Here is a 19,199-nt window from a genome sequence, read left to right on the forward strand (position 1 = left end):
CGCCTCCCGCCTTCGCTCAGCCGCCGAGCGCGTCCCCGCCGGTGCGCAGCCGCACCGCCGAGCCCTGCCGTGCCTTGACGACCTCCAGCTGGGCCGGGATCCGGCGGCGCAGGTCGCCGACGTGGCTGACGATGCCGACGCTGCGGTCGCGCTCGCGCAGCGAGTCGAGGACGTCGAGGACCTCGTCGAGGGTCTGCTCGTCGAGGCTGCCGAAGCCCTCGTCGATGAAGAGGGTGTCGAGCCGGACGCCGCCCGCCTCGTCCGTGACGACGTCGGCGAGACCGAGGGCGAGCGCGAGCGAGGCGAAGAAGGTCTCGCCGCCGGAGAGGGTGGCGGTGTCGCGCTCGTTGCCGGTCCAGGCGTCGACGACGTGCAGGCCGAGGCCGGCCCGCTTGCCGCCGGAGCGCGCGTCGGAGTGGACGAGGGTGTAGCGGCCGGAGGACATCCGCTGGAGGCGGGCGGTGGCGGCGGCCGCGACCTGTTCGAGGCGGGCCGCCAGGACGTACGACTCCAGCCGCATGCGGCGCTCGTTCTCGGCGGAGGTGCCGGCGGTGAGGGCGGCGAGGCGGGCCACCCGGTCGTACTCCTCGCGGAGCGGTCCGAGGCGGCGGACCTCGGTGACCGCCTGGCGGGAGAGCACGGCGAGGCCGTTGCCCCGTTCACGGGCGGCCGCCAGGACGGAGGCGGCGTCGCGCAGGGCGCGTTCGGCGGCCGCGTGGGCCGCTGCCGCGACCGCCGGGTCGGCGGGCGGGAGCGCGGCGGCGGCCGCGGTGCCCGGCTCGGCGAGCCGGTCCTCGACGGCGGCGGCCTCGGCCTGCCACGCGTCGACGCGGTGCTGGTGGTCGCGGCGCTCGCTCTCGCGCAGAAGCGCGGCGGCGGCCTCGGCCGGGGTGGTGAAGCCGGCGCGGTAGGCGGCGTCGGCGAGCCGGTCGTCGGCCTCCTTGAGGCGCTGGGCGGCGAGTTCGGCGGAGCGTACGGCCCCGGTGGCGTCGACCAGGAGGGCGATCCGGCGCTCCAGGCGGGTGGCGTGTTCGGCCACGCTGGCGAACGCGCCGCGTCCCCGCCCGAGTTCCTCGTCGAGCGCGGTCTGTTCCCGGTCCAGGGCCTCGCGCCGCGAGGTCCGCGCGGCGACCCGCCGCTCGGCCTCCCGCTGGGCGCCGACCCGCTCCTCGTGCTCCCGCTCGGCGCGCGCGAGCGTCTCCCGCGCCCGGTGGGTCTGCCCGGCGAGCGCGTGCGCGTCGGCGTGGAGGCGGTTCAACTCCTCCACCTCGCGGGCGAGTTCCCCGACGGTCGGCTCGGCGGCGGACGTCTCCGGCTCGTCCGGCGGCCCGGTCCCCTCGGCCGGCTCCGGCCGGCTGCCCTCCAGGACGTCCTCGCGCGCCGACGACCAGGACTCGCGTGTGACGGCCAGGTCGCGTTCGGCGGCCGTACGGGTCTCCTCGGCGCGGGTGTAGGCCGCGTAGGCGGCGTCCTCGGTGGCGCGGTCGACGTGGTCGGCGGTGGTGCGGGCGGGCGCCGGGTGGGCGGTGGAGCCGCAGACCTGGCAGGGACCGCCCGGGGTGAGGGTGACCGCGAGTTCGGCGGCGATGCCCTCCAGGCGACGGGACTTGACGTCGAGCCAGCGCTCGTGGGCGGTGTTCCGGCCCTCCCGGGCGTCCGCGAGACGGGTCTCTGCTCCCCGGGTGTCCTCGGCGAGGGCGTCACGGCGGCGGGCGGCGGCGAGCCTGCGGCGGGCGGGCTCCAGGCGGCCCGCGAGGTGCTCGGCGCGGGCGGCCGCGTCCCGGGCGGCCTCGACGTGCGCGGTGAGCGCGGTGCGGCGCGGTTCCCAGCCGGCGAGCCAGTCGGCCGCGTCCCGCAGGACGTCGTCGTCGGCGCGTGCCTCGCGCGCGAGGACGGCGCGTTCTTCGGTGATCGTGGCGGCGCGGCGCTCGGCACGGCGGGCCGCCTCCAGCCCGCCGAGGTCCGCGCGGAGCCGGTGCTCGAAGGCGGAGAGCTGCTCGGCCCCGGCGTCGGCGAGGTCGGGGGGCAGCTGGGCACGGGAGCGTTCCCGGGCGGCGTGCGCGGTGGCGTGCTCGCGCTCGGCGTCCTGCCGCAGTCCGAGCGCGGGTGCCACCCGGTCCGCCTTGAGGCTGCGGTCGAGGGCGGCCTGGAGGCGGTCGCGCTCCGGGGCGTGCGCGGCGAGCCGCTCCCGGCGCAGGAGCGCGTCGGCGTGCCGGGCCTGGCGCGCGGCGAGGTCGTTCTCGGCGTCGAGCGCGGCGCGCGCGGCGGCCTGACGGGCCTCGGCCGTGTCGAGCCGTACGCGCGCGGTGTCGAGCGCCTCGCGGGCCTCGGAGCGGGCGACGGCGGCCCAGGTGAGGACAGCGTCGGCGAGCCCGGGGTCACCGGGCCGCCCCTCGACGGCGGTACGGGCGACCCCGAGGCCCCCGGCGGCCTGCCCCATCCGGTGGGCGAGGGCGAGGAGCCGCCCGTCGCCCTCCTCGACCTGCTGCTGCGCGGCGCGCCTCAGTTCGGCGAGCCGCTCCTCGACGGCGGCGAAGCGACGGGTGTCGAAGAGCCGGCCGAGGAGCTTGCCCCGCGCCTCGGCGTCGGCGCGCAGGAAGCGGGCGAAGTCGCCCTGCGGGAGGAGGACGACCTGGCAGAACTGCTCGCGGCTCATGCCGACGAGCTGGGTGATCTCCTCCCCCGTCTCCTGGTGGGAGCGGCTGAGGCCGACCCAGGCGCCGGTGGCGGAGTCGTACTCGCGCAGCCAGGTCTGGGCCTTCTCGGTGGTGAAGCCGCCGCCGCGCTTCTTGGGGCGCTGCTGCGCCGGGCGCCGGGTGATCTCCAGGCGCCGCTCGCCCACGGTCAGTTCGAGCAGGACCTCGGTGGTCGTGCCGACGGGGGCGTGGTCGCTGCGCAGGGAGGCGCCGGGGGTCTGCCGGACGCCGGGCACGCTCCCGTAGAGCGCGAAGCAGACGGCGTCGAGGACGGAGGTCTTGCCGGCGCCGGTCGGTCCGTGGAGGAGGAAGAGCCCGGCGGAGGAGAGGGCGTCGAAGTCGACGCTCTGCCTGCCGCCGAAGGGGCCGAACGCGGTGATCTCCAGGCGGTGCAGCCTCACCGGCCCACCTCGCGCTCGGCCGCGTCGACCCGTACGTCGTCGAAGGCGCCGTACAGGACCGTCCGCTCGGCTCCGTCGAGGGACGCGCCGCCGCGCACATGGGCCACGAAGTCCTCCGCGATCTGCTGGTCGGTGCGGTCCCTGAGCCGCTGGGCGTAGGAGGCGTCGGGGTCGTTCCCGGTCCGCTCGGGGTCGAAGACCAGGTTCAGGGTGTGCGGGAAGCGTTCGGCGAGCCGGGTCATCGGCTCGGCGGGCCGCGCCGGGTCGGTGAGCGTGGCCTCGACCCAGGACTGTTCGTGGGGGGTGAGCGCCGGGTCGGCGAGCAGGTCGTCGAGGCGTCCCCTGATCCGGGCGAGGGGCCGGGGGACGGGGCAGTCGAGCCGTTCGGCTCCGGTGATCGCCCCGTCGGGCCCGTCGCCGCCCGGTCCCAGGTCGACGAGCCACATCGTCTTGCGGTGGTCCGCCTCGGAGAAGGAGTACGCGAGGGGGGAACCGGAGTAGCGCACGCGCGGAGTGAGGGTCTGGCTGCCGTGCAGGTGCCCGAGGGCCACGTAGTCGACTCCGTCGAAGACGCCGGCGGGGACGGCGGCGACGCCGCCGACGGTGATGTCCCGCTCGCTGTCGCTGGCCGCCCCGCCCGCGACGAAGGCGTGGGCGAGGACGACGGAGCGGGTGCCGGCGGGCCGCGCGGCGAGGTCGGCGCGGACCCGGTCCATCGCGGCGCCGAGCACCGCCTCGTGACCGGCCTTCGGGGCGCCGAGCTGATCCCGGACGAGGGCCGGCTCGAGGTAGGGCAGGCCGTAGAGGGCGACGTCGCCGTGGGCGTCGGAGAGGACGACGGGGGTGCCGATGCCGGCGGGGTCGGTACGGAGGTGGATGCCGGCCCGCTCGATGAGTCCGGCGCCGACGCCGAGGCGGCGGGCGGAGTCGTGGTTGCCGGAGATCATCACCGTGGGCACCCCGGCCTCGGCGAGGCGGTGCAGGGCGGTGTCGAACAGCTCGACGGCGGGCAGCGGGGGCACGGCCCGGTCGTAGACGTCGCCGGCGACGAGGACGGCGTCGACCCGGTGGGCGTGGACGGTCGCGACGAGGTGGTCGAGGAAGGCGGCCTGGGCGTCGAGCAGGCCGACGCGGTGGAAGGACCGGCCGAGGTGCCAGTCCGAGGTGTGCAGGAGCCTCACGATGCCGTCCCACCCCGCATGTGCGCCGCTCCTCGCCGCTGGTTCCCGTTCGTGTGCGCCCACCACGCTATCCCGCCGGGGGGTGTGGTCGGGGCGTTCCGGCGGTGCCGGGGGAACCCCGCTCGTCACACCTCGGGGCGGGTTCCGCGTCGCGCCCCGCGCGGCACGACGGTGGGACCCCGCTCGTCACACCTCTCGGCCGGTGTCCGCGGCGCGCCCCGCGCGGCACAGGTCACCCCGCGCCGCGGGCCTCAGACGTCCCCGTACGCCTCGCCGCCCGGTTCGAACGAGGCGGTGCCCGCCGTGACGTCGGCGAGCCAGGCGCGGAACGCGGGCACGTCGGCGTCCGGGAGGCCGATCTCGATCGTGACGGCGTCGGCGTACCGCACGTCACGGACGGCGCGCCCGGTCGCCCTCAGGTCGTTCTCCAGCTTGCCCGCCCGCTGGTGGTCGACCGTGACGGTGGCGAGGCGGAAGCGCTGCCGGGTGACGGTGCCGAGCGCGTCGAGGGCCTCGCCGACCGCCCCGCCGTACGCGCGGATCAGACCGCCCGCGCCCAGCTTCACGCCGCCGTAGTAGCGGGTGACGACGGCGACGACGTACCGCATCTCACGGCGCAGGAGCATCTGGAGCATCGGGACGCCCGCCGTGCCGCCGGGCTCGCCGTCGTCGCTCGCCTTCTGGACGGAGGCGTCGGCGCCGAGGACGTACGCGAAGCAGTTGTGGGTGGCGGTCGGGTGCTCCCTGCGGACGCGCGCGACGAACTCCTGCGCCTCGCGCTCGTCGGCGACGGGTGCGAGCGCGCAGAGGAAGCGCGAGCGGTTGATCTCGGTCTCGTGCACACCCTCGCGGGCCGGCGTGCGGTACTGCTCCTGCATCCGGCCAGCCTACGTTCCACCGGCCCCACCGCTCTCCGGCGGCCGGTGCGGGCCCCCGGTCGCCGGTCCGGCGCCCTACGTCCCCTCCGTCTCGCGCTCCCCCGCGGTCGGGTCGGGCGCCGTCGTGAGCCCGGCGTACGGCAGGGCGCGCAGGGCCAGGGCCCAGCCCAGGCGGGCCTCGCCGGACTCGCTGGAGCGGCCGGTGAGCTCGGCGATGCGGCCGATGCGGTTGAGGACGGTGTTGCGGTGACAGTAGAGCTGCTCGGCGGCCCGGGAGGCGGAGCAGCCGTGGTCGAGCCAGGCCCGGAGCGTGGTGAGGAGCGCGGCCCGTTCGCCGCCGGTGGCGAGCACCGGCCCGAGGTGGACGGTGACGATCCGCTCGGCGATGTCGGTCCGGCCGCTCAGCAGCACCTGCGCGAGCCGGTCGTCGAAGGCGGCGGCCTCGCCGCTGCCGGCGGGGAGCGTACGGAGGGTCTGCTCGGCCAGCCGCAGGGCACGACCCGCCTGGGAGAGCCGTTCGAACTCCGGGGAGACGCCGGCGGTCGCCCCGGTCCGCTCGCGCAGCGCCGCGAGGAGCGCGCGGGTGGCCGGGTCGGTTCCGCCGCCCGGACGGGCCCCGGGGGTCCGTCCGGCGGGGGCGTCGCGGCGGGGCAGTCGGACGATGCCCGCGTACCGGCCGGAGCGGGGACGCCAGTACGACCACATGCCCTGGGCCTCCAGGGCGGGGGCCGGGTGCGGGGGCGCGGCCGGGTCCTGGGCGGCGACCACGACGACGTACCGGTCGACCGGGGGCACGCCGAGCGCCGCCGCGGCCGCCGAGGCGACGGCGGGGTCGTCGGCGCGGCCGTCGAGCAGCGCCTCGAAGAGGGCGACGCGCCGGGTGTCCTGGCGGCTCTGGAGTTCCAGCTGGGCGATCCGGTAGGCGTCGGCCATCGCGACCGAGTAGCGGTCGATGGTCTCCCAGACTCCGCTGGCCATGTCGAGTTCGATGTCGCGGCTGTCGGACTCGCGGCCCGCCCGGACGCGCAGGTGCTCGGCCATGACCTGCCAGAGGACCCGGCCGCCGCGCCGGTAGGCCTGGAGCACGGTGTCGAGCGGCACGCCCTGCTCGGCGCGGCGGCGGCCGGTCTCGCGGGCCGCCCACTCGAAGTCGCCGCCGGTCGCCGCGAGGCCCCCGAAGTCCTCCAGGGCGCGCAGCAGGTTGTCCCGGCAGATCTCCCAGAGGTCCTCGCGGGTGACGGGGGCTCCGGAGGCGTACGTACCGGAGTGGGCGCGGATGTCGTCGACGGCGCGGTCGGTGAGCCGGTCGACGTCGGCGAGCATGGCCGTGGCGAGGGCGCGGCGGAGCGCGCCGGAGCCACCGGCGCCGCTCAGGGGGGTGTGGGTCCCGCCGGTGGTGCTCAGGGGGGTGCGGGGCGCGCCGGGGGTGCCGTGTCCGCTCGGGGAGGTGCGGCTCGCGCCGGGGCGCGCCCCCGAGGGCTCGCCGGGTGCCGCCGGGCTGTGGGTCATGGCTGGCACCGTAACGCCGGGATTTGGCGAATGCCACGGGGCGGGCGCGACGGCGGGGCCGCTGCCCAGCTAGGCGGGCCACATGGTGGGCACCTGCACATGGCGCCGGGGCGGGGTCGCGGCGGATTCTGTGCCGTGTCACCGATCGTCAACAGAGCTGTTGACTCCGCGTCCCTGGAGCGTGTCATGTCACTGAGCGTCGCCGGCGTGCTGGGCGAGTCCGCCCGCCACTTCCCCGACCGGATCGCGGTCGTCGAGGGGGCGACCCGGCTCACCTACGCCGAGCTGTGGACGGAGGCGCTGCGCTGCGCCGCCGGGCTGCGGGAGGCCGGGGTGAGGCCGGGCGACCGGCTCGCCGTGCTGCTGCCGAACACGACGGAGTTCCTGCGCGTGTACTACGGCGCGCTCGCGGCGGGCGCGACGGTCGTGCCGGTGCACGCGCTGCTCGTCGCCGACGAGGTGCGGTTCGTCCTGGAGCACAGCGGCGCGGTGGGCATCGTGAGCGGCGGGCCGCTGTGGGCGGTCGCCGACGAGGCGGCGCGGGCGGCCGGGGTGCGCGCCTTCCAGGGGGCGCCCTCGGCGGCGGAGCCGCTGACGGCGGCCGAGCCCGCGGAGCCCTCGGACACCGCCGTGGTCCTCTACACGAGCGGGACGACGGGGCGGCCGAAGGGCGCGCTGCTCACCCACCTCAACATCGTCATGAACGCCTCCGTGACCTCGCAGGACCTGCTCGGTCTCGGCGCGGGCGACGTGGTCCTCGGCTGTCTGCCGCTCTTCCACAGCTACGGCCAGACCTGCGCGATGAACGGCACGCTCCGGCAGGGGGCGACGCTCGTGCTGATGCCCCGGTTCAGCGGTCCGGCGGCGCTGCGGGTGCTCGCGGACGAGGGCGTGACGGTCTTCATGGGCGTGCCGACGATGTACCACGCGCTGGTGGAGGCGGCGGCCGGCTCCGAGGTGCGCCCGGAGGCCCTGCGCGCCGCCGTGTCGGGTGGCGCGGCGCTGCCGGTCGCGGTTCTGGAGCGGTTCGAGGAGGCCTTCTCCACCCAGGTCCTGGAGGGGTACGGCCTGACGGAGACCTCGCCCGTCGCGACCTTCAACCAGCCGCACATCGGCCGTCGGCCCGGGACGGTCGGGCATCCGGTGTGGGGCGTCGAGGTGGGGATCGCGGACGCCGCCGTCGAGCGGGAGATCGCACTGCTCGCGGACGGCGTGATCGGGGAGGTGGTGGTGCGCGGGCACAACGTCTTCGCCGGGTACCTGGACGACCCGGAGGCGACGGCGGCGGCGGTCGTGGACGGCTGGTTCCGTACGGGTGACCTGGGGGTACGGGACGAGGACGGCTTCCTGCGGATCGTGGACCGGAAGAAGGACCTGGTCATCCGGGGCGGCTTCAACATCTACCCGCGCGAGGTCGAGGAGGTGCTGGTGCGCCATCCCTCGGTCTCGGAGGTCGCGGTGATCGGCGTCCCCGACGAGGCGAAGGGCGAGGAGGTGTGCGCGGTGGTGGTACGCCGGGAGGGCGCCGCCCGCCTCTCCGAGGAGGAGCTGGTCGACTGGTCGCGGGAGCGGCTGGGCCGCCACAAGTACCCCCGGATCGTGCGGTTCGTGGAGGAGCTGCCGCTGGGCCCGACGGGCAAGGTCCTGAAGCGGGCGCTGGTCTGACCTCCCGGCGGGACGACGGGAGCGGAACGAGGAGGGGTGGCGTCGATGGCGGGACGGGGACCTGAGGTCCGCACGCGGTACGGGGTGCTGCGGGGCTCTCTGAAGGACGGTGTGGCGGCGTTCCTGGGCGTTCCCTACGCGCGGGCGCCCGTGGGCCCGCTGCGGTTCCGGGCGCCGGAACCGGCCGAGCCCTGGGAGGGGGTGCGGGAGGCCACGGCCTTCGGTCCGACGGCGCCGAAGCGTCCGTACGCGCCGCCGCTCGACGCGCTCCTGCCCGACCCCGACGTCCCGGGCGACGACTGTCTGAACCTGAACGTGTGGGCGCCGTGGGGAGACACCGGCGCGGGGCCGGGCGGGGAGCCGGACGGGGGCGGGGGTCCCGGGGCCGGACGGCGCCCGGTCATGGTCTGGATCCACGGAGGTTCGCTGATCCACGGCTCCTCGGCGGTCCCGGTCTACGACGGCACCGCCTTCGCCCGGGACGGGGTGGTCCTGGTCTCCGTCAACTACCGGCTCGGCGTCGAGGGCTTCGGGGTCTTCCCCGACGCGCCCGGCAACCTCGGGCTGCGCGACCAGATCGCCGCGCTGACGTGGGTGCGGGAGACCGTCGCGGCGTTCGGCGGGGACCCGGAGCGCGTGACGGTGTTCGGGGAGTCGGCGGGCGCGATCTCGATCGCCGCGCTGCTCGCGTCGCCGCTCGCCAAGGGGCTGTTCGCGCGGGCGGTGGTGCAGAGCGGCGCCCCGATGGCGCAGCCCCTCGCCGCGGCCCGCCGGACCACCGGGGCGGTGGCGGCGCGGCTGAAGGTGCCCGCCACGGCGGAGGCCTTCGCGCGGGTGGACCCGGACCGGCTGCTCGCGGCGCAGACGGAGGTGACCGGCAAGGGCTCGCCGCTGACCGGCGGGCACTCCTTCCAGATCGTCGTGGACGGCGAGGTGGTGCCGCGCGATCCGGCGGAGGCGCTGGCGGACGGGGCCTCGGCCGGGGTGGACCTGCTGATGGGCACGACCTCGGAGGAGTACCGGCTGTGGTTCGTGCCGAGCGGGGTCACGGACCGGGTGGGCCCCGTGGTCCAGCGGCTGCTGCTGCGGAAGGCGAAGGTGCCCGCCCGGACGGCTCGGGTGTACCGCGCGGGCCGACCGGACGAGAAGCCGGGCGAGGTCCTGGGCGCGCTCGCCACGGACAGACTGCTGCGGATCCCGCTGAACAGGCTGGCGGACGCCCGGCTGCGGGCGGGCGGCCCCGGCGGAACGTATCTGTACGAGTTCGGCTGGCGCTCCCCCGTGCTCGGCCTCGGCGCCTGTCACGCGCTCGAACTCGGCTTCGTCTTCGACACGCTCGACCTGCCGGAGACCCGCGCCCTGACGGGCCCGGACGCCCCGGGCGACCTCGCCGCGGCGATGCACGCGGCCTGGGTGGCCTTCGCGGCGACGGGTGACCCGGGGTGGCGCGCGTGGGACCCGGCCCGTCCGGTGATGACCTTCGGCCCCGGCCTCCCGGCTCTGGTCGAGGCGCCGAGGGAGGCCGAACGGCGCGCCTGGGAAGGCTGAGGCCCGGGGCGGGAATCAGGGCGCGGGGCGGCCCGTTGACGACAACGACGGGCCACCCCGAGGAGAGGCAGCAGCGATGAGCGTCGACACCACGACCACCGGACCGACCGAGTACTCGGCGTCCGAGACGGTACGCCGGATCCTCACCTCCACGGGCGACACCTGGGCTGTCGTGGGCCTCTCCTCGAACCGGGCGCGGGCCGCGTACGGGGTGGCGGCGGTCCTGCAGCGCTTCGGGAAGCGGATCGTCCCGGTCCACCCGAAGGCGGAGACGGTCCACGGCGAGCAGGGGTACGCCTCCCTGGCCGACATCCCCTTCCCGGTCGACGTCGTCGACGTGTTCGTCAACAGCGAGCTGGCGGGCGGGGTCGCCGACGAGGCCGTGGCGATCGGCGCGAAGGCGGTCTGGTTCCAGCTGGACGTGATCGACGACGAGGCCTTCGCCCGCACCCGCGAGGCGGGCCTGGACATGGTCATGGACCGCTGCCCCGCGATCGAGATCCCCCGCCTGGGCTGACGGGGCGAAGTCCCCCGCCGATCCGGCGCCGGGCCCGGGCCCGGGTCGACGCTCCCCGGTCGCGCCGATCGCTCGCCCCGACCGACGGTTCCCGGTCCCCTGCCCCGGCCGACCGCCCCCGCGACCGGGCCGTCCGTTCGGGCTCGGGCGACCGGTGCCTTCCGCGTCGGCTCGGGCGACCGGGCCGCTCGTTCCGGCTCGGCTCGGGCGACCGGGCCTCTCGTTCCGGCTCAGCCGACCGGGACGCCGAGTCCCTCCAGGACGACCGCGCCCGGCAGTTGGGCGAAGACCTTCCCCGGGACGATCAGCTTGCCGCGCCTGCGTCCGCTGCCGATCAGGACCCACTCGGTGTCCGGTACGGCGGCGTCGACGAGGAGGGGCCAGGCGGCCGGGAGGCCGACGGGGGTGATGCCGCCGTACTCCATGCCGCTCTCGCCGGTCGCGGTGTCCATCGGCGCGAACGAGGCCTTGCGGGCGCCGAGGTGCCTGCGCACGACCCCGTTGACGTCGACCCGGGTCGCCGACTTCACGACGCACGCCGCCAGCGTCGTCGTCTCGCCCCTCTTGCCCGCGACCACCACGCAGTTGGCGGAGGCGTCGAGCAACTCGGGCCCGTGGTGTTCGACGAAGACGGCGGTGTCGGCGATGGCCGGGTCGGTGTCCACGTACAGCAGCTGTTCGGCCGGCACCGGTCCGGTCCAGGCGCGGACGGCGGCGGCGACGGGGCCGGTCAGCAGGTCGAGGCAGTCGGGGGCGGGCCGGGCGTCGTCGAAGGCTCCGAGGGGTGCGCGCATGGCCTCACGCTAACAACCCCCGCTCCTCGCGCGGCCGCTCGTCTCAGCGTACGGGCGGGATGGAGACGGCCATGGTCATCTCGGCCGGCTCGGTGCCGTCGTTGCGGTAGGCGTGCGCCGTGTTGGCCTCGAAGACGGCGGAGGTCCCGGCCGGCAGGACGTGCTCCTCGCCGTCGACGACCAGGGTGAGGACGCCGGCGGTGACGTTCAGCAGCTCGACCGTGCCCTCGGGGTGCGGGTCGGAGGCACTGCCGTCGCCCGGCATGAGGGTCCAGGACCACAGCTCCAGCGGGCCGCGCGCCTCGGTGCCGACGAGGAGGGTGGTGTGGCTGCCGGTGGAGGTGGACCACATGCGGACGGCCTGGTCCGGCGGGACGAGCCGGACCTGCGGGCCCTGCTCGTAGTCGAGCAGGGTGGTGATGGAGACGCCGAGGGCGTCGGCGAGCTTCACCGTGGTGCCGACGCTGGGGTTGGTCCGGGCCTGCTCGATCTGGATGATCATGCCGCGGCTGACCCCCGCCCGTGCGGCGAGGGCGTCCAGGGTGAGGCTCCGCTCCTTGCGCCAGCGCTTCAGGTTCCGGGCGAGCGACTGCGTGAGCTGATCGAGGTCCGACACATTCCGTCCAATATTTTGGATGACAGAGTTCAATAAACTGAACTACGGTGGGATGCACCCGATGGTTCACTGCACTGTACTGCCGTCCGCGATCTGCGAGGACCCATGACCGCCCTGTTCGCCCTGGCCACCAGCCTTCTGTGGGGCCTCGCCGACTTCGGCGGCGGCCTCCTCACGCGCCGCATCCCCGCCCTCACCGTCGTGGTGGTCTCCCAGCTGATCGCCGTCCTCGTCCTCGGCTCCGTCGTCCTCGCGACCGGCGCCTGGACCGAGTTCGGCCCCCAGCTCTGGTACGCGGTCGGGGCGGGCGTGGTCGGCCCGGCGGCCATGCTCGCCTTCTACAAGGCGCTCGCCCTCGGCCCGATGGGCGTGGTCTCCCCGCTCGGCTCGCTCGGCGTCGTCGTCCCCGTCTCGGTCGGCCTCCTCGTCGGCGACCGGCCCGGGCTCGTGCAGTTCGCCGGGATCGGCGTGGCGATCCTCGGCGTGGTCCTCGCCGGCGGGCCGGAGCTGCGCGGGGCGCCCGTCCAGCGCCAGGCGGTCCTGCTCACCCTGGTCGCGGCCTTCGGCTTCGGCTCGGTCATGGCCCTGATCGCCGAGGCCTCCACGACGGTCACCGGGCTCTTCCTCGCCCTGTTCGTCCAGCGCGTCACCAACGTCGCGGTGGGCGGCGGAGCCCTGTACGCCTCCGTGAGGCGCGGCGGCCGGGCCCTTCCCGAGGGCGGCCCCCAGGTGATCCGCGCGGCGCTCCCGGCCCTCGCCTTCGTCGGCCTCGCCGACGTCGCCGCGAACGGCACGTACGCGATCGCCGCCCAGCAGGGCCCGGTCACCGTCGCCGCCGTCCTCGCCAGCCTCTACCCGGTGGTCACCGCCCTCGCGGCCTACGGCGTCCTCAAGGAACGCCTCCGCGCGATCCAGGCGGCGGGCGCCGGACTCGCCCTGGTGGGCACGGTCCTGCTCGCCACCGGCTAGGACCTGTCGTCACCGTCCCGTCCGCCCCTCCGGGCGACGACGGGAAGGTGACGACAGGCCCTGGCGCTCGCGGCTCCCGGCGGTGCCGGGCGGGCTCAGCCCGTCCGCTCGGCCTCCCACGCCGCGAGCGCCGCCAGCTGCTCCGACGTCACGTGCTCCGGGATCGGGACCGGGGCCGGGGTCCGCAGCGGCGGCTGCCACCCCTTCTCCGGGTCCCAGCTGCGTACGACCCGGGCCGGGGCGCCCGCGACCACCGAGTGGTCCGGCACCTCGCCGCGCACCACCGCGCCCGCCGCGACGACCACGTTCCGGCCCAGGCGGGCTCCGGGAAGGATCACCGCGCCCGTGCCGAGCCAGCAGCCGGGGCCGATGGAGACCGGCTCCGAGCGGGGCCACTGGCGGCCGACCGGCTCGTCCGGGTCGTCGTAACTGTGGTTGGTCGAGGTGATGTAGACGTAGGGACCGCAGTATGTGTCCGAGCCGATGGTCACCTTCGCGTCGGCGATCACATGGCTGCCCCGGCCGAGGACGACCCCGTCACCGAGCGTCAGAACCGTGTCCGCGCCGAGGTCCAGGCCCGGCAGCATCCCGGCCGTCAGCGTGACCTGCTCGGCGACTATGCAGCACTCGCCGATCTCGATCCACCGCTCCCCGAAGACCGTGCCCTGCGGGAAGGCCAGCCGGGTGCCCGCGCCGAGGCGGCGGAACCGGAGCCCGCCCGGATGCTCGGCGGTGACGGAGCCGGTCTCCCGCACCCAGCGCCAGCCGCTCTGCACGGCACGGGCGAGGACCCTGCGGCGCCAGGCGGCGAGGGAGGAGAACGTGTTTCTGTTCCTGGGCACCCGGACACCGTAGTCGGCGCCGTCGTACCTGATCGGTGCGGTGCGCTGTGATGTCCGTCATGAGCACGGCATAGGCTGCGGCCGGGGCCACCCCCGGGCGTGACACGACGGCTGACGATCAGGAGCGAACCATGACAGAGGCGTTGATCAAGGGTGTCGGCGGCAAGGAGCCGCGGATCGACCCGACCGCCTTCACCGCCCCGACCTCCGTGGTGCTCGGCGAGGTGACGCTCGGCGCCCGGGCCAGCGTCTGGTACCACGCGGTGCTGCGCGCGGACTGCGCTCCCATCGCGATCGGCGAGGACTCCAACATCCAGGACAACTGCACCGTCCACGTCGATCCCGGCTTCCCCGTCTCCATCGGTGACCGCGTGACCGTCGGTCACAACGCGACCGTGCACGGCTGCGTCATCGAGGACGACGTGCTCGTCGGCATGGGAGCGACCGTCCTCAACGGCGCGCGGATCGGCGCCGGCTCGCTGGTCGCCGCGCAGGCGCTCGTCCCGCAGGGGATGCAGATCCCGCCGGGTTCCCTGGTCGCGGGCGTCCCCGCGAAGGTCCGCCGTCCGCTGACCGACGAGGAGAAGGCCGGCATCCGGCTGAACGCCGAGATGTACCTGCTGCTCGCCAAGGGTCACGCCGAGGCCTTCGAGGACTGAGCCGCACGGCCCCCGTACACGCCGGAGGGCGGCACCCGATCACGGGTGCCGCCCTCCGCTCCGTACGACGCGGGGTCAGTCCCCGACCGCGACCGGCTCCGGCGCGGGGGCCTCGGCCCGCTCCGCCGCCGCCTTCCTGGCGCGGTTCCTGATGACCAGCATCGAGCCGACGCCGATCAGGACGGCGAGGACGAGGCCGAGCCAGGAGAAGCGCTTGAGCCAGGCCTCGGCGACGATCCCGACGGAGTAGATGACGGCCGTGGTGCCGCCGGCCCAGAGGATGCCGCCGAAGACGTTGGCGATGAGGAACTTCCAGTACGGCATGTGCAGCACGCCCGCGAGCGGCCCGGCGAAGATGCGCAGCAGGGCGACGAAGCGGCCGAAGAAGACCGCCCACATGCCCCACTTCTGGAAGGAGCTCTCGGCGAGACCGATGTTGGCCTCGCTGAAGTGCCTGGGGAACTTCCCGCCGAGCCAGGCGAGCAGCGGTCGCCCGCCCTTGCGGCCGATCGCGTAGCCGATCGAGTCGCCGATGATCGCGCCGGCGGTGGCGCAGGCGCCGAGCACCCACGGATTGATGTCGCCGTGCTGGGAGGCGAGCAGCGCCGAGCTCACGAGCACGATCTCGCCGGGGAGCGGGATGCCCAGGCTCTCCAGCCCGATCACCACTCCCACAAGGACGTAGACGGCGACCGCGGGGATCGTCTCCAGCCACTCCTGGACGTGCAACGCGGCTTCCTCCCGTTCGGACTGCCCTGCCGCGCCCGGCCCGTGGTCGGGGGCCGTGGCGCCGGCGTGCGCCTGCGGCGGCACGCCGGGGCAGCCTACCCGGTCGGGAGGGGCGCCCCTCGACGCCCGCCGCCGGGAACACGACCGCCCCCGCGCCCCTGGAGGGGTGCGGGGGCGGTCGGCGGAGCCTGCCGGTCAGGCGTTCGGACGGAGGGTCCAGACGACCGTCATCTCGCCGGTCACGGCGCCGTCCTCGCGGGTGATGTCGATCCGCACCGGGAACTCCGGCCGCTCACCCGCGTCGAGCTCCGCGACGACCTCGGCGGCCGGGCGGCCCAGGGTGGCGGTGGCGGTGACGACGCCCATGGCGAGCTTCTTGTAGCCGATCTCGGCCTTGACGGCGAGCGGCACCGCGCGGCTCAGCTGGTCGCCGAAGGCGGCGAGCACGATGGCGCCGCTGGCGGACTCGGCCAGCGTGAACATCGCTCCGGCGTGCGGGCCGCCGACGTGGTTGTGGTAGGCGGACTGGTCCGGCAGGCGCACGACGGCACGCTCTGCGGTGGTCTCCAGGAACTCCAGGTTCAGGGTCCCGGCCATGGGAACCGTGGCGGCGAGCATCTCGCCGACGGTCATCTGGTCTGCGCTCATGGGGCGTGATGTTACCCGCGAGTAGCAGCCTTGGCCATCCCCCGCGCTCCCGCGGTCCGGGGGTGGACGTGGTCGAGCGGCCTCCGCACCTCTATGGTTACTGGCCATGTGGCCAGGACAGCAGCCGCCCGGGGGCGAGCAGAACCCGCAGGACCAGAGTCAGAACCCCTACCAGCAGTCGGGGTACCAGCAGCCGAACCCGTATCAGCAGCCGCCTGCCCAGCCCGGGTACCCGCAGCAGCCGCCGACACAGCCCGGCTACCCGCAGCAGCAGCCGGGGTACGGCCAGCAGCCGCCCGCGCCGCCCGGCTACCCGCAGCAGGGGTACGGGCAACAGCCGGGGTACGGCCAGCCGAACCCGTATCAGCAGCCGACCGTGGCGCAGCAGTACGGCGTGCCGGGCCCGCCCGGTGGCCCCGACGGCGGGAGGAAGAAGACGACGCTCGTGGCGATCGTCGCCGCGACCGCCGTCGTCGTCGCGGCCGGCGTCACCGGCTTCCTGGTGCTCGGCAAGGACGACGACAAGAAGCAGGTCGCCGACGACAAGAAGCCCTCCGCGACGGCCTCCGCGCCGACGGACCCGTCCGCGGTCCCGCCCGCGGACCCGAGCCAGTCCCCGTCCGGGATCGCCAACCCCCGCGACGGCGCCGCCCAGCAGCCGACGATCCCCGGCTGGAAGGTCGTCTACAACCCGAAGTACGGCACCCTCTTCGACGTACCGCCGGAGTGGGAGGTCCTGAAGCCCGGGATGATCACCTTCTTCGAGGACGAGAAGAAGAACGACGGCACCCCGCTGGTGACGATGTCGTCGCCGACGCGGCTGAAGAGCGAGTGGTGCACGTACGACACCGACAAGAACGGCACGAACGAGACCTGGGGCCTCAGCACCGCGGGCACCAAGGGCGGCCAGGGCGCCAAGAACACGGCGGACGCCGCGTACAGCGAGGCCGGCACGTGGGTGTGGGGCGGCTACGCGCAGCACATGCCGCAGAAGACCATCAAGATCACCAAGGCCGTCCCGTACACGACCAAGTCCGGCCTCACCGGTCACATGGCGACCGCGACGGCGCCGGGCGTCAAGAAGCGCAACAAGTGCGAGTCGGACGGCAAGTCGATCGCCTTCACCTTCAAGAACGCCAAGGGCGACTTCTCCACCTGGGTGCTGTACGGCGCGAAGGGCGTCGCGGCCGAACTGCCGGACGCCACCATCCGGCAGATCCTCTCCACGGTCCGCCTCGCCCCGGCGTCCTGACCGCACGCGCCCCGTCCGGCCACCGGCCGCCCCGCTCGTCCGGGGCCGGTGGCCGGACCGCTGTCGCCGGCCGGAGGCGACCGGCCACCGGACCCGCCGTCCGTATATCGGGTTGGCATCGGGGAGGGTCGGCGGGGATAGTCCCGGGGTGACCAGACCCGCCACCTCCGCCCGTCGCGCCCCGCTCGGCTCCCGCCGCCCCGAGTGGGCCGGCCGCAACTACGTCCTCCTCACCGCCGCCACGATCGTGACGAACCTCGGCACGCACGGCGCGCTGATCGCCACGACCTGGGCGGTGTTCGAGGCCGGAGGCGACGCGGGCGACGTGGGGCTCGTGGCGATGGCCCGCTTCCTGCCGCTGGTCCTCTTCCTCCTGATCGGCGGCGCCGTCGCCGACCGGGTGCCCCGGCACCGGGTCATGGTCGCCGCCAACGCCCTCAACTGCGTCTCGCAGGCCGTCTTCGCCGCCCTCGTGCTCGGCGGCGAGCCCCGGATCTGGCAGATGATGGTGCTCACCGCGCTCTGCGGCACCGGCCAGGCCTTCTTCAACCCGGCCGCCGAGGGCATGCTGATGTCCAGCGTCACCGGGGAGCAGGCGAGCCGCGCCTTCGCCGTCTACCGGATGGCCATGCACAGCGCGACCATCGGCGGCGCGGCGCTCGGTGGCGCGCTCGTCGCCTTCGTGGGCCCCGGCTGGGTCCTCCTGATCGACGCCGTCGCCTTCGCCCTCGCCGCCGGACTGCGCGCCTTCCTGGACGTGGGCGGCATCCCCGAACGCGCGCCCGGCGGCGGTCTCTTCGCCGATCTGAGGGAGGGCTGGCGGGAGTTCGTCGGCCGCCCCTGGCTGTGGTCGATCGTCGCCCAGTTCTCCGTGGTGGTCGGCCTGCTCGGGGCGGTCGAGTCGGTGTACGGACCGCTGGTCGCGCGGGCCGAGCTGGGCGGCGCCCGTCCGTGGGGCATCGCGCTCGCCGCGTACGGGGTGGGAACGGTCGCGGGCGCCGTGCTCATGACCCGGTGGAAACCACGCCGGATGCTGCTGGTGGGAACCCTCGGCGTCTTCCCGATCGCGCTGCCCTCGGCGGCGCTCGCCGTTCCGCTGGACGCGGTGGGGCTCACGGCCGCGATGTTCGTGAGCGGCGTCGCCATCGAGATCTTCGGCGTCTCGTGGATGACGACCATGCACCAGGAGATCCCGGAGGAGAAGCTGTCCCGGGTCTCGGCCTACGACTGGTTCGGATCGACGGCCCTGCTGCCGCTGACGACGGCGCTCGCGGGCCCGGCGGAGAGCGCGTTCGGCCGCGGCACGGCGCTGTGGGGCGCGGCGGGCCTGATGGTGCTCGTCACCGCGCTCGTCCTGCTGGTGCCGGACGTGCGGAACATGACCCGGCGCCCGCACTCCAAGGAGGTCATGGGCGCGCCCCGGACCGCCTCAGCCGATGCCGAAGGCGCCCTCCGGGGGAACGGGTGACGGTACGGCCCCGCTGTCGAGGACCGGTTCCGCCCGCCCGGTGAACCGGGCGAGCGTCTCCCCGTGCTCGACGCGCGCGGGGAAGGCGTCCGCCGCGGCGCGACGGGTGAGACGGGCGATGTCGATCTCCCGGCCGGAGGCGACCAGGACCGCGTTCCCGAAGCGGCGGCCGCGCAGCACGGCCGGCTCGGCGACCAGCGCCAGCTCGGGGAAGACGGCCGCGAAGGTGGCGAGCTGGGAGCGGAGGAAGGCGAAGGGGGCCCCGTCGGCGAGGTTGGCGGCGTAGACGCCGTCGGGCCGCAGGACGCGCCGGACCTCGCGCGCGTACTCGACGGAGGTGAGGTGGGCGGGGACGCGCGAGCCGCCGAAGACGTCGCCGACGATGAGGTCGGCGGAGGCGGCGGGAGCCGCCTCCAGCCAGCTCCGGGCGTCCGCGCCGTGGACGGTGGTCCCGGAGCCCTCGGGCAGCGGGAGGTGCTCGGCGACGAGGTCGAGCAGGCCCCGGTCGGTCTCGACCACGTCCTGGCGTGAGCCGGGGCGGGTGACGGCGACGTACCGGGGCAGGGAGAGCGCGCCGCCGCCGAGGTGCAGGACGTCCAGCGGTTCGCCGTCGTCCGCGGCGCCGTCGACGACGTGCGCGAGCCGCCGCGCGTACTCGAACTCCAGGTACGCCGGGTCGTCGAGGTCGACGTACGACTGGGGGGCGCCGTCGACCGTCAGGAGCCAGGCCCGCTCCCGGTCCACGTCGGGCATGAGGCGCGCGGTGCCCTGGTCGACCTCGCGGAGGACGGGGATGTGCTCGTTCACGCCCTCATTGTGCCGGGGCG

The 19,199-nt window shown here is 75.2% G+C and carries 17 protein-coding genes; 7 read left to right on the forward strand and 10 right to left on the reverse strand.

What is annotated here, in order from left to right; all coding sequences use genetic code 11:
* Positions 1-16 precede the first annotated feature (16 nt).
* The 4 genes from ABT129_RS07970 to ABT129_RS07985 form a co-directional block, all read right to left on the reverse strand.
* The gene (locus ABT129_RS07970) at positions 17-3,097 is read right to left on the reverse strand and encodes an AAA family ATPase (protein WP_351897977.1); all 3,081 of its coding nucleotides are present in this window, start codon (positions 3,095-3,097) and stop codon (positions 17-19) included.
* Positions 3,094-4,278, reverse strand: coding sequence for an exonuclease SbcCD subunit D (locus ABT129_RS07975; protein WP_351897980.1), 1,185 nt, complete (start codon positions 4,276-4,278; stop codon positions 3,094-3,096). The genes ABT129_RS07970 and ABT129_RS07975 overlap by 4 nt, the downstream gene beginning before the upstream one ends.
* A gap of 251 nt (positions 4,279-4,529) precedes the next feature.
* Positions 4,530-5,156: a YigZ family protein gene (locus ABT129_RS07980; RefSeq protein ID WP_351897982.1), complete on the reverse strand. Its 627-nt coding sequence runs from the start codon at positions 5,154-5,156 to the stop codon at positions 4,530-4,532.
* A 75-nt stretch (positions 5,157-5,231) separates the two neighbouring features.
* Entirely contained in the window at positions 5,232-6,665 is a 1,434-nt protein-coding gene (locus ABT129_RS07985; protein ID WP_351897984.1) for a PucR family transcriptional regulator, read from the reverse strand.
* Between the two features lie 186 nt (positions 6,666-6,851).
* On the opposite strand from ABT129_RS07985, the gene ABT129_RS07990 reads away from it, so the two are divergent.
* The 3 genes from ABT129_RS07990 (at position 6,852) to ABT129_RS08000 (ending at position 10,395) form a co-directional block, all read left to right on the forward strand.
* A complete protein-coding gene (locus ABT129_RS07990) occupies positions 6,852-8,330 on the forward strand; it encodes a long-chain-fatty-acid--CoA ligase (protein WP_351897987.1) in 1,479 nt (492 codons plus the stop codon).
* 45 nt (positions 8,331-8,375) lie between these two features.
* On the forward strand, positions 8,376-9,878 hold the full coding sequence (locus ABT129_RS07995) for a carboxylesterase/lipase family protein (RefSeq protein WP_351897989.1): 1,503 nt from the start codon (positions 8,376-8,378) through the stop codon (positions 9,876-9,878).
* A 76-nt stretch (positions 9,879-9,954) separates the two neighbouring features.
* Complete coding sequence (locus tag ABT129_RS08000; protein WP_351897991.1) at positions 9,955-10,395, forward strand: CoA-binding protein; 441 nt, start codon at positions 9,955-9,957, stop codon at positions 10,393-10,395.
* A 230-nt stretch (positions 10,396-10,625) separates the two neighbouring features.
* On the opposite strand, the gene ABT129_RS08005 is transcribed toward ABT129_RS08000, so the two are convergent.
* Both ABT129_RS08005 and ABT129_RS08010 read right to left on the reverse strand, forming a co-directional pair.
* Complete coding sequence (locus ABT129_RS08005) at positions 10,626-11,189, reverse strand: YbaK/EbsC family protein (protein ID WP_351897993.1); 564 nt, start codon at positions 11,187-11,189, stop codon at positions 10,626-10,628.
* A 43-nt stretch (positions 11,190-11,232) separates the two neighbouring features.
* Positions 11,233-11,805: a helix-turn-helix domain-containing protein gene (locus ABT129_RS08010; RefSeq protein ID WP_351897995.1), complete on the reverse strand. Its 573-nt coding sequence runs from the start codon at positions 11,803-11,805 to the stop codon at positions 11,233-11,235.
* Positions 11,806-11,910: 105 nt separating this feature from the next.
* Here ABT129_RS08010 and ABT129_RS08015 point away from each other — a divergent pair, with 105 nt between their 5' ends.
* Positions 11,911-12,774 (forward strand): EamA family transporter, encoded by an 864-nt coding sequence (locus ABT129_RS08015; RefSeq protein WP_351897997.1) that lies wholly within the window; start codon positions 11,911-11,913, stop codon positions 12,772-12,774.
* Positions 12,775-12,869: 95 nt separating this feature from the next.
* Here the strand turns inward: ABT129_RS08015 and ABT129_RS08020 are convergent, their stop codons facing one another.
* Positions 12,870-13,616, reverse strand: coding sequence for an acyltransferase (locus ABT129_RS08020; protein WP_351897998.1), 747 nt, complete (start codon positions 13,614-13,616; stop codon positions 12,870-12,872).
* A gap of 131 nt (positions 13,617-13,747) precedes the next feature.
* On the opposite strand from ABT129_RS08020, the gene ABT129_RS08025 reads away from it, so the two are divergent.
* Entirely contained in the window at positions 13,748-14,275 is a 528-nt protein-coding gene (locus ABT129_RS08025) for a gamma carbonic anhydrase family protein (RefSeq protein ID WP_351898000.1), read from the forward strand.
* Between the two features lie 75 nt (positions 14,276-14,350).
* Here the strand turns inward: ABT129_RS08025 and ABT129_RS08030 are convergent, their stop codons facing one another.
* Both ABT129_RS08030 and ABT129_RS08035 read right to left on the reverse strand, forming a co-directional pair.
* Positions 14,351-15,004: a DedA family protein gene (locus ABT129_RS08030; RefSeq protein WP_351898100.1), complete on the reverse strand. Its 654-nt coding sequence runs from the start codon at positions 15,002-15,004 to the stop codon at positions 14,351-14,353.
* 195 nt (positions 15,005-15,199) lie between these two features.
* Positions 15,200-15,637 carry a DUF4442 domain-containing protein gene (locus ABT129_RS08035; RefSeq protein WP_351898102.1) on the reverse strand — a complete coding sequence of 146 codons (438 nt, stop codon included), beginning with the start codon at positions 15,635-15,637 and terminating at the stop codon, positions 15,200-15,202.
* Between the two features lie 121 nt (positions 15,638-15,758).
* Here ABT129_RS08035 and ABT129_RS08040 point away from each other — a divergent pair, with 121 nt between their 5' ends.
* Entirely contained in the window at positions 15,759-16,904 is a 1,146-nt protein-coding gene (locus tag ABT129_RS08040; protein WP_351898003.1) for a DUF8017 domain-containing protein, read from the forward strand.
* A 148-nt stretch (positions 16,905-17,052) separates the two neighbouring features.
* Positions 17,053-18,372: an MFS transporter gene (locus ABT129_RS08045; protein ID WP_351898005.1), complete on the forward strand. Its 1,320-nt coding sequence runs from the start codon at positions 17,053-17,055 to the stop codon at positions 18,370-18,372.
* Here ABT129_RS08045 and ABT129_RS08050 read toward each other — a convergent pair.
* Positions 18,334-19,179, reverse strand: coding sequence for a spermidine synthase (locus ABT129_RS08050; protein ID WP_351898007.1), 846 nt, complete (start codon positions 19,177-19,179; stop codon positions 18,334-18,336). The genes ABT129_RS08045 and ABT129_RS08050 overlap by 39 nt on opposite strands.
* Between the last annotated feature and the right edge of the window lie 20 nt (positions 19,180-19,199).

Source organism: Streptomyces sp. NPDC002057 (genome assembly GCF_040296665.1).
Classification (GTDB): domain Bacteria; phylum Actinomycetota; class Actinomycetes; order Streptomycetales; family Streptomycetaceae; genus Streptomyces.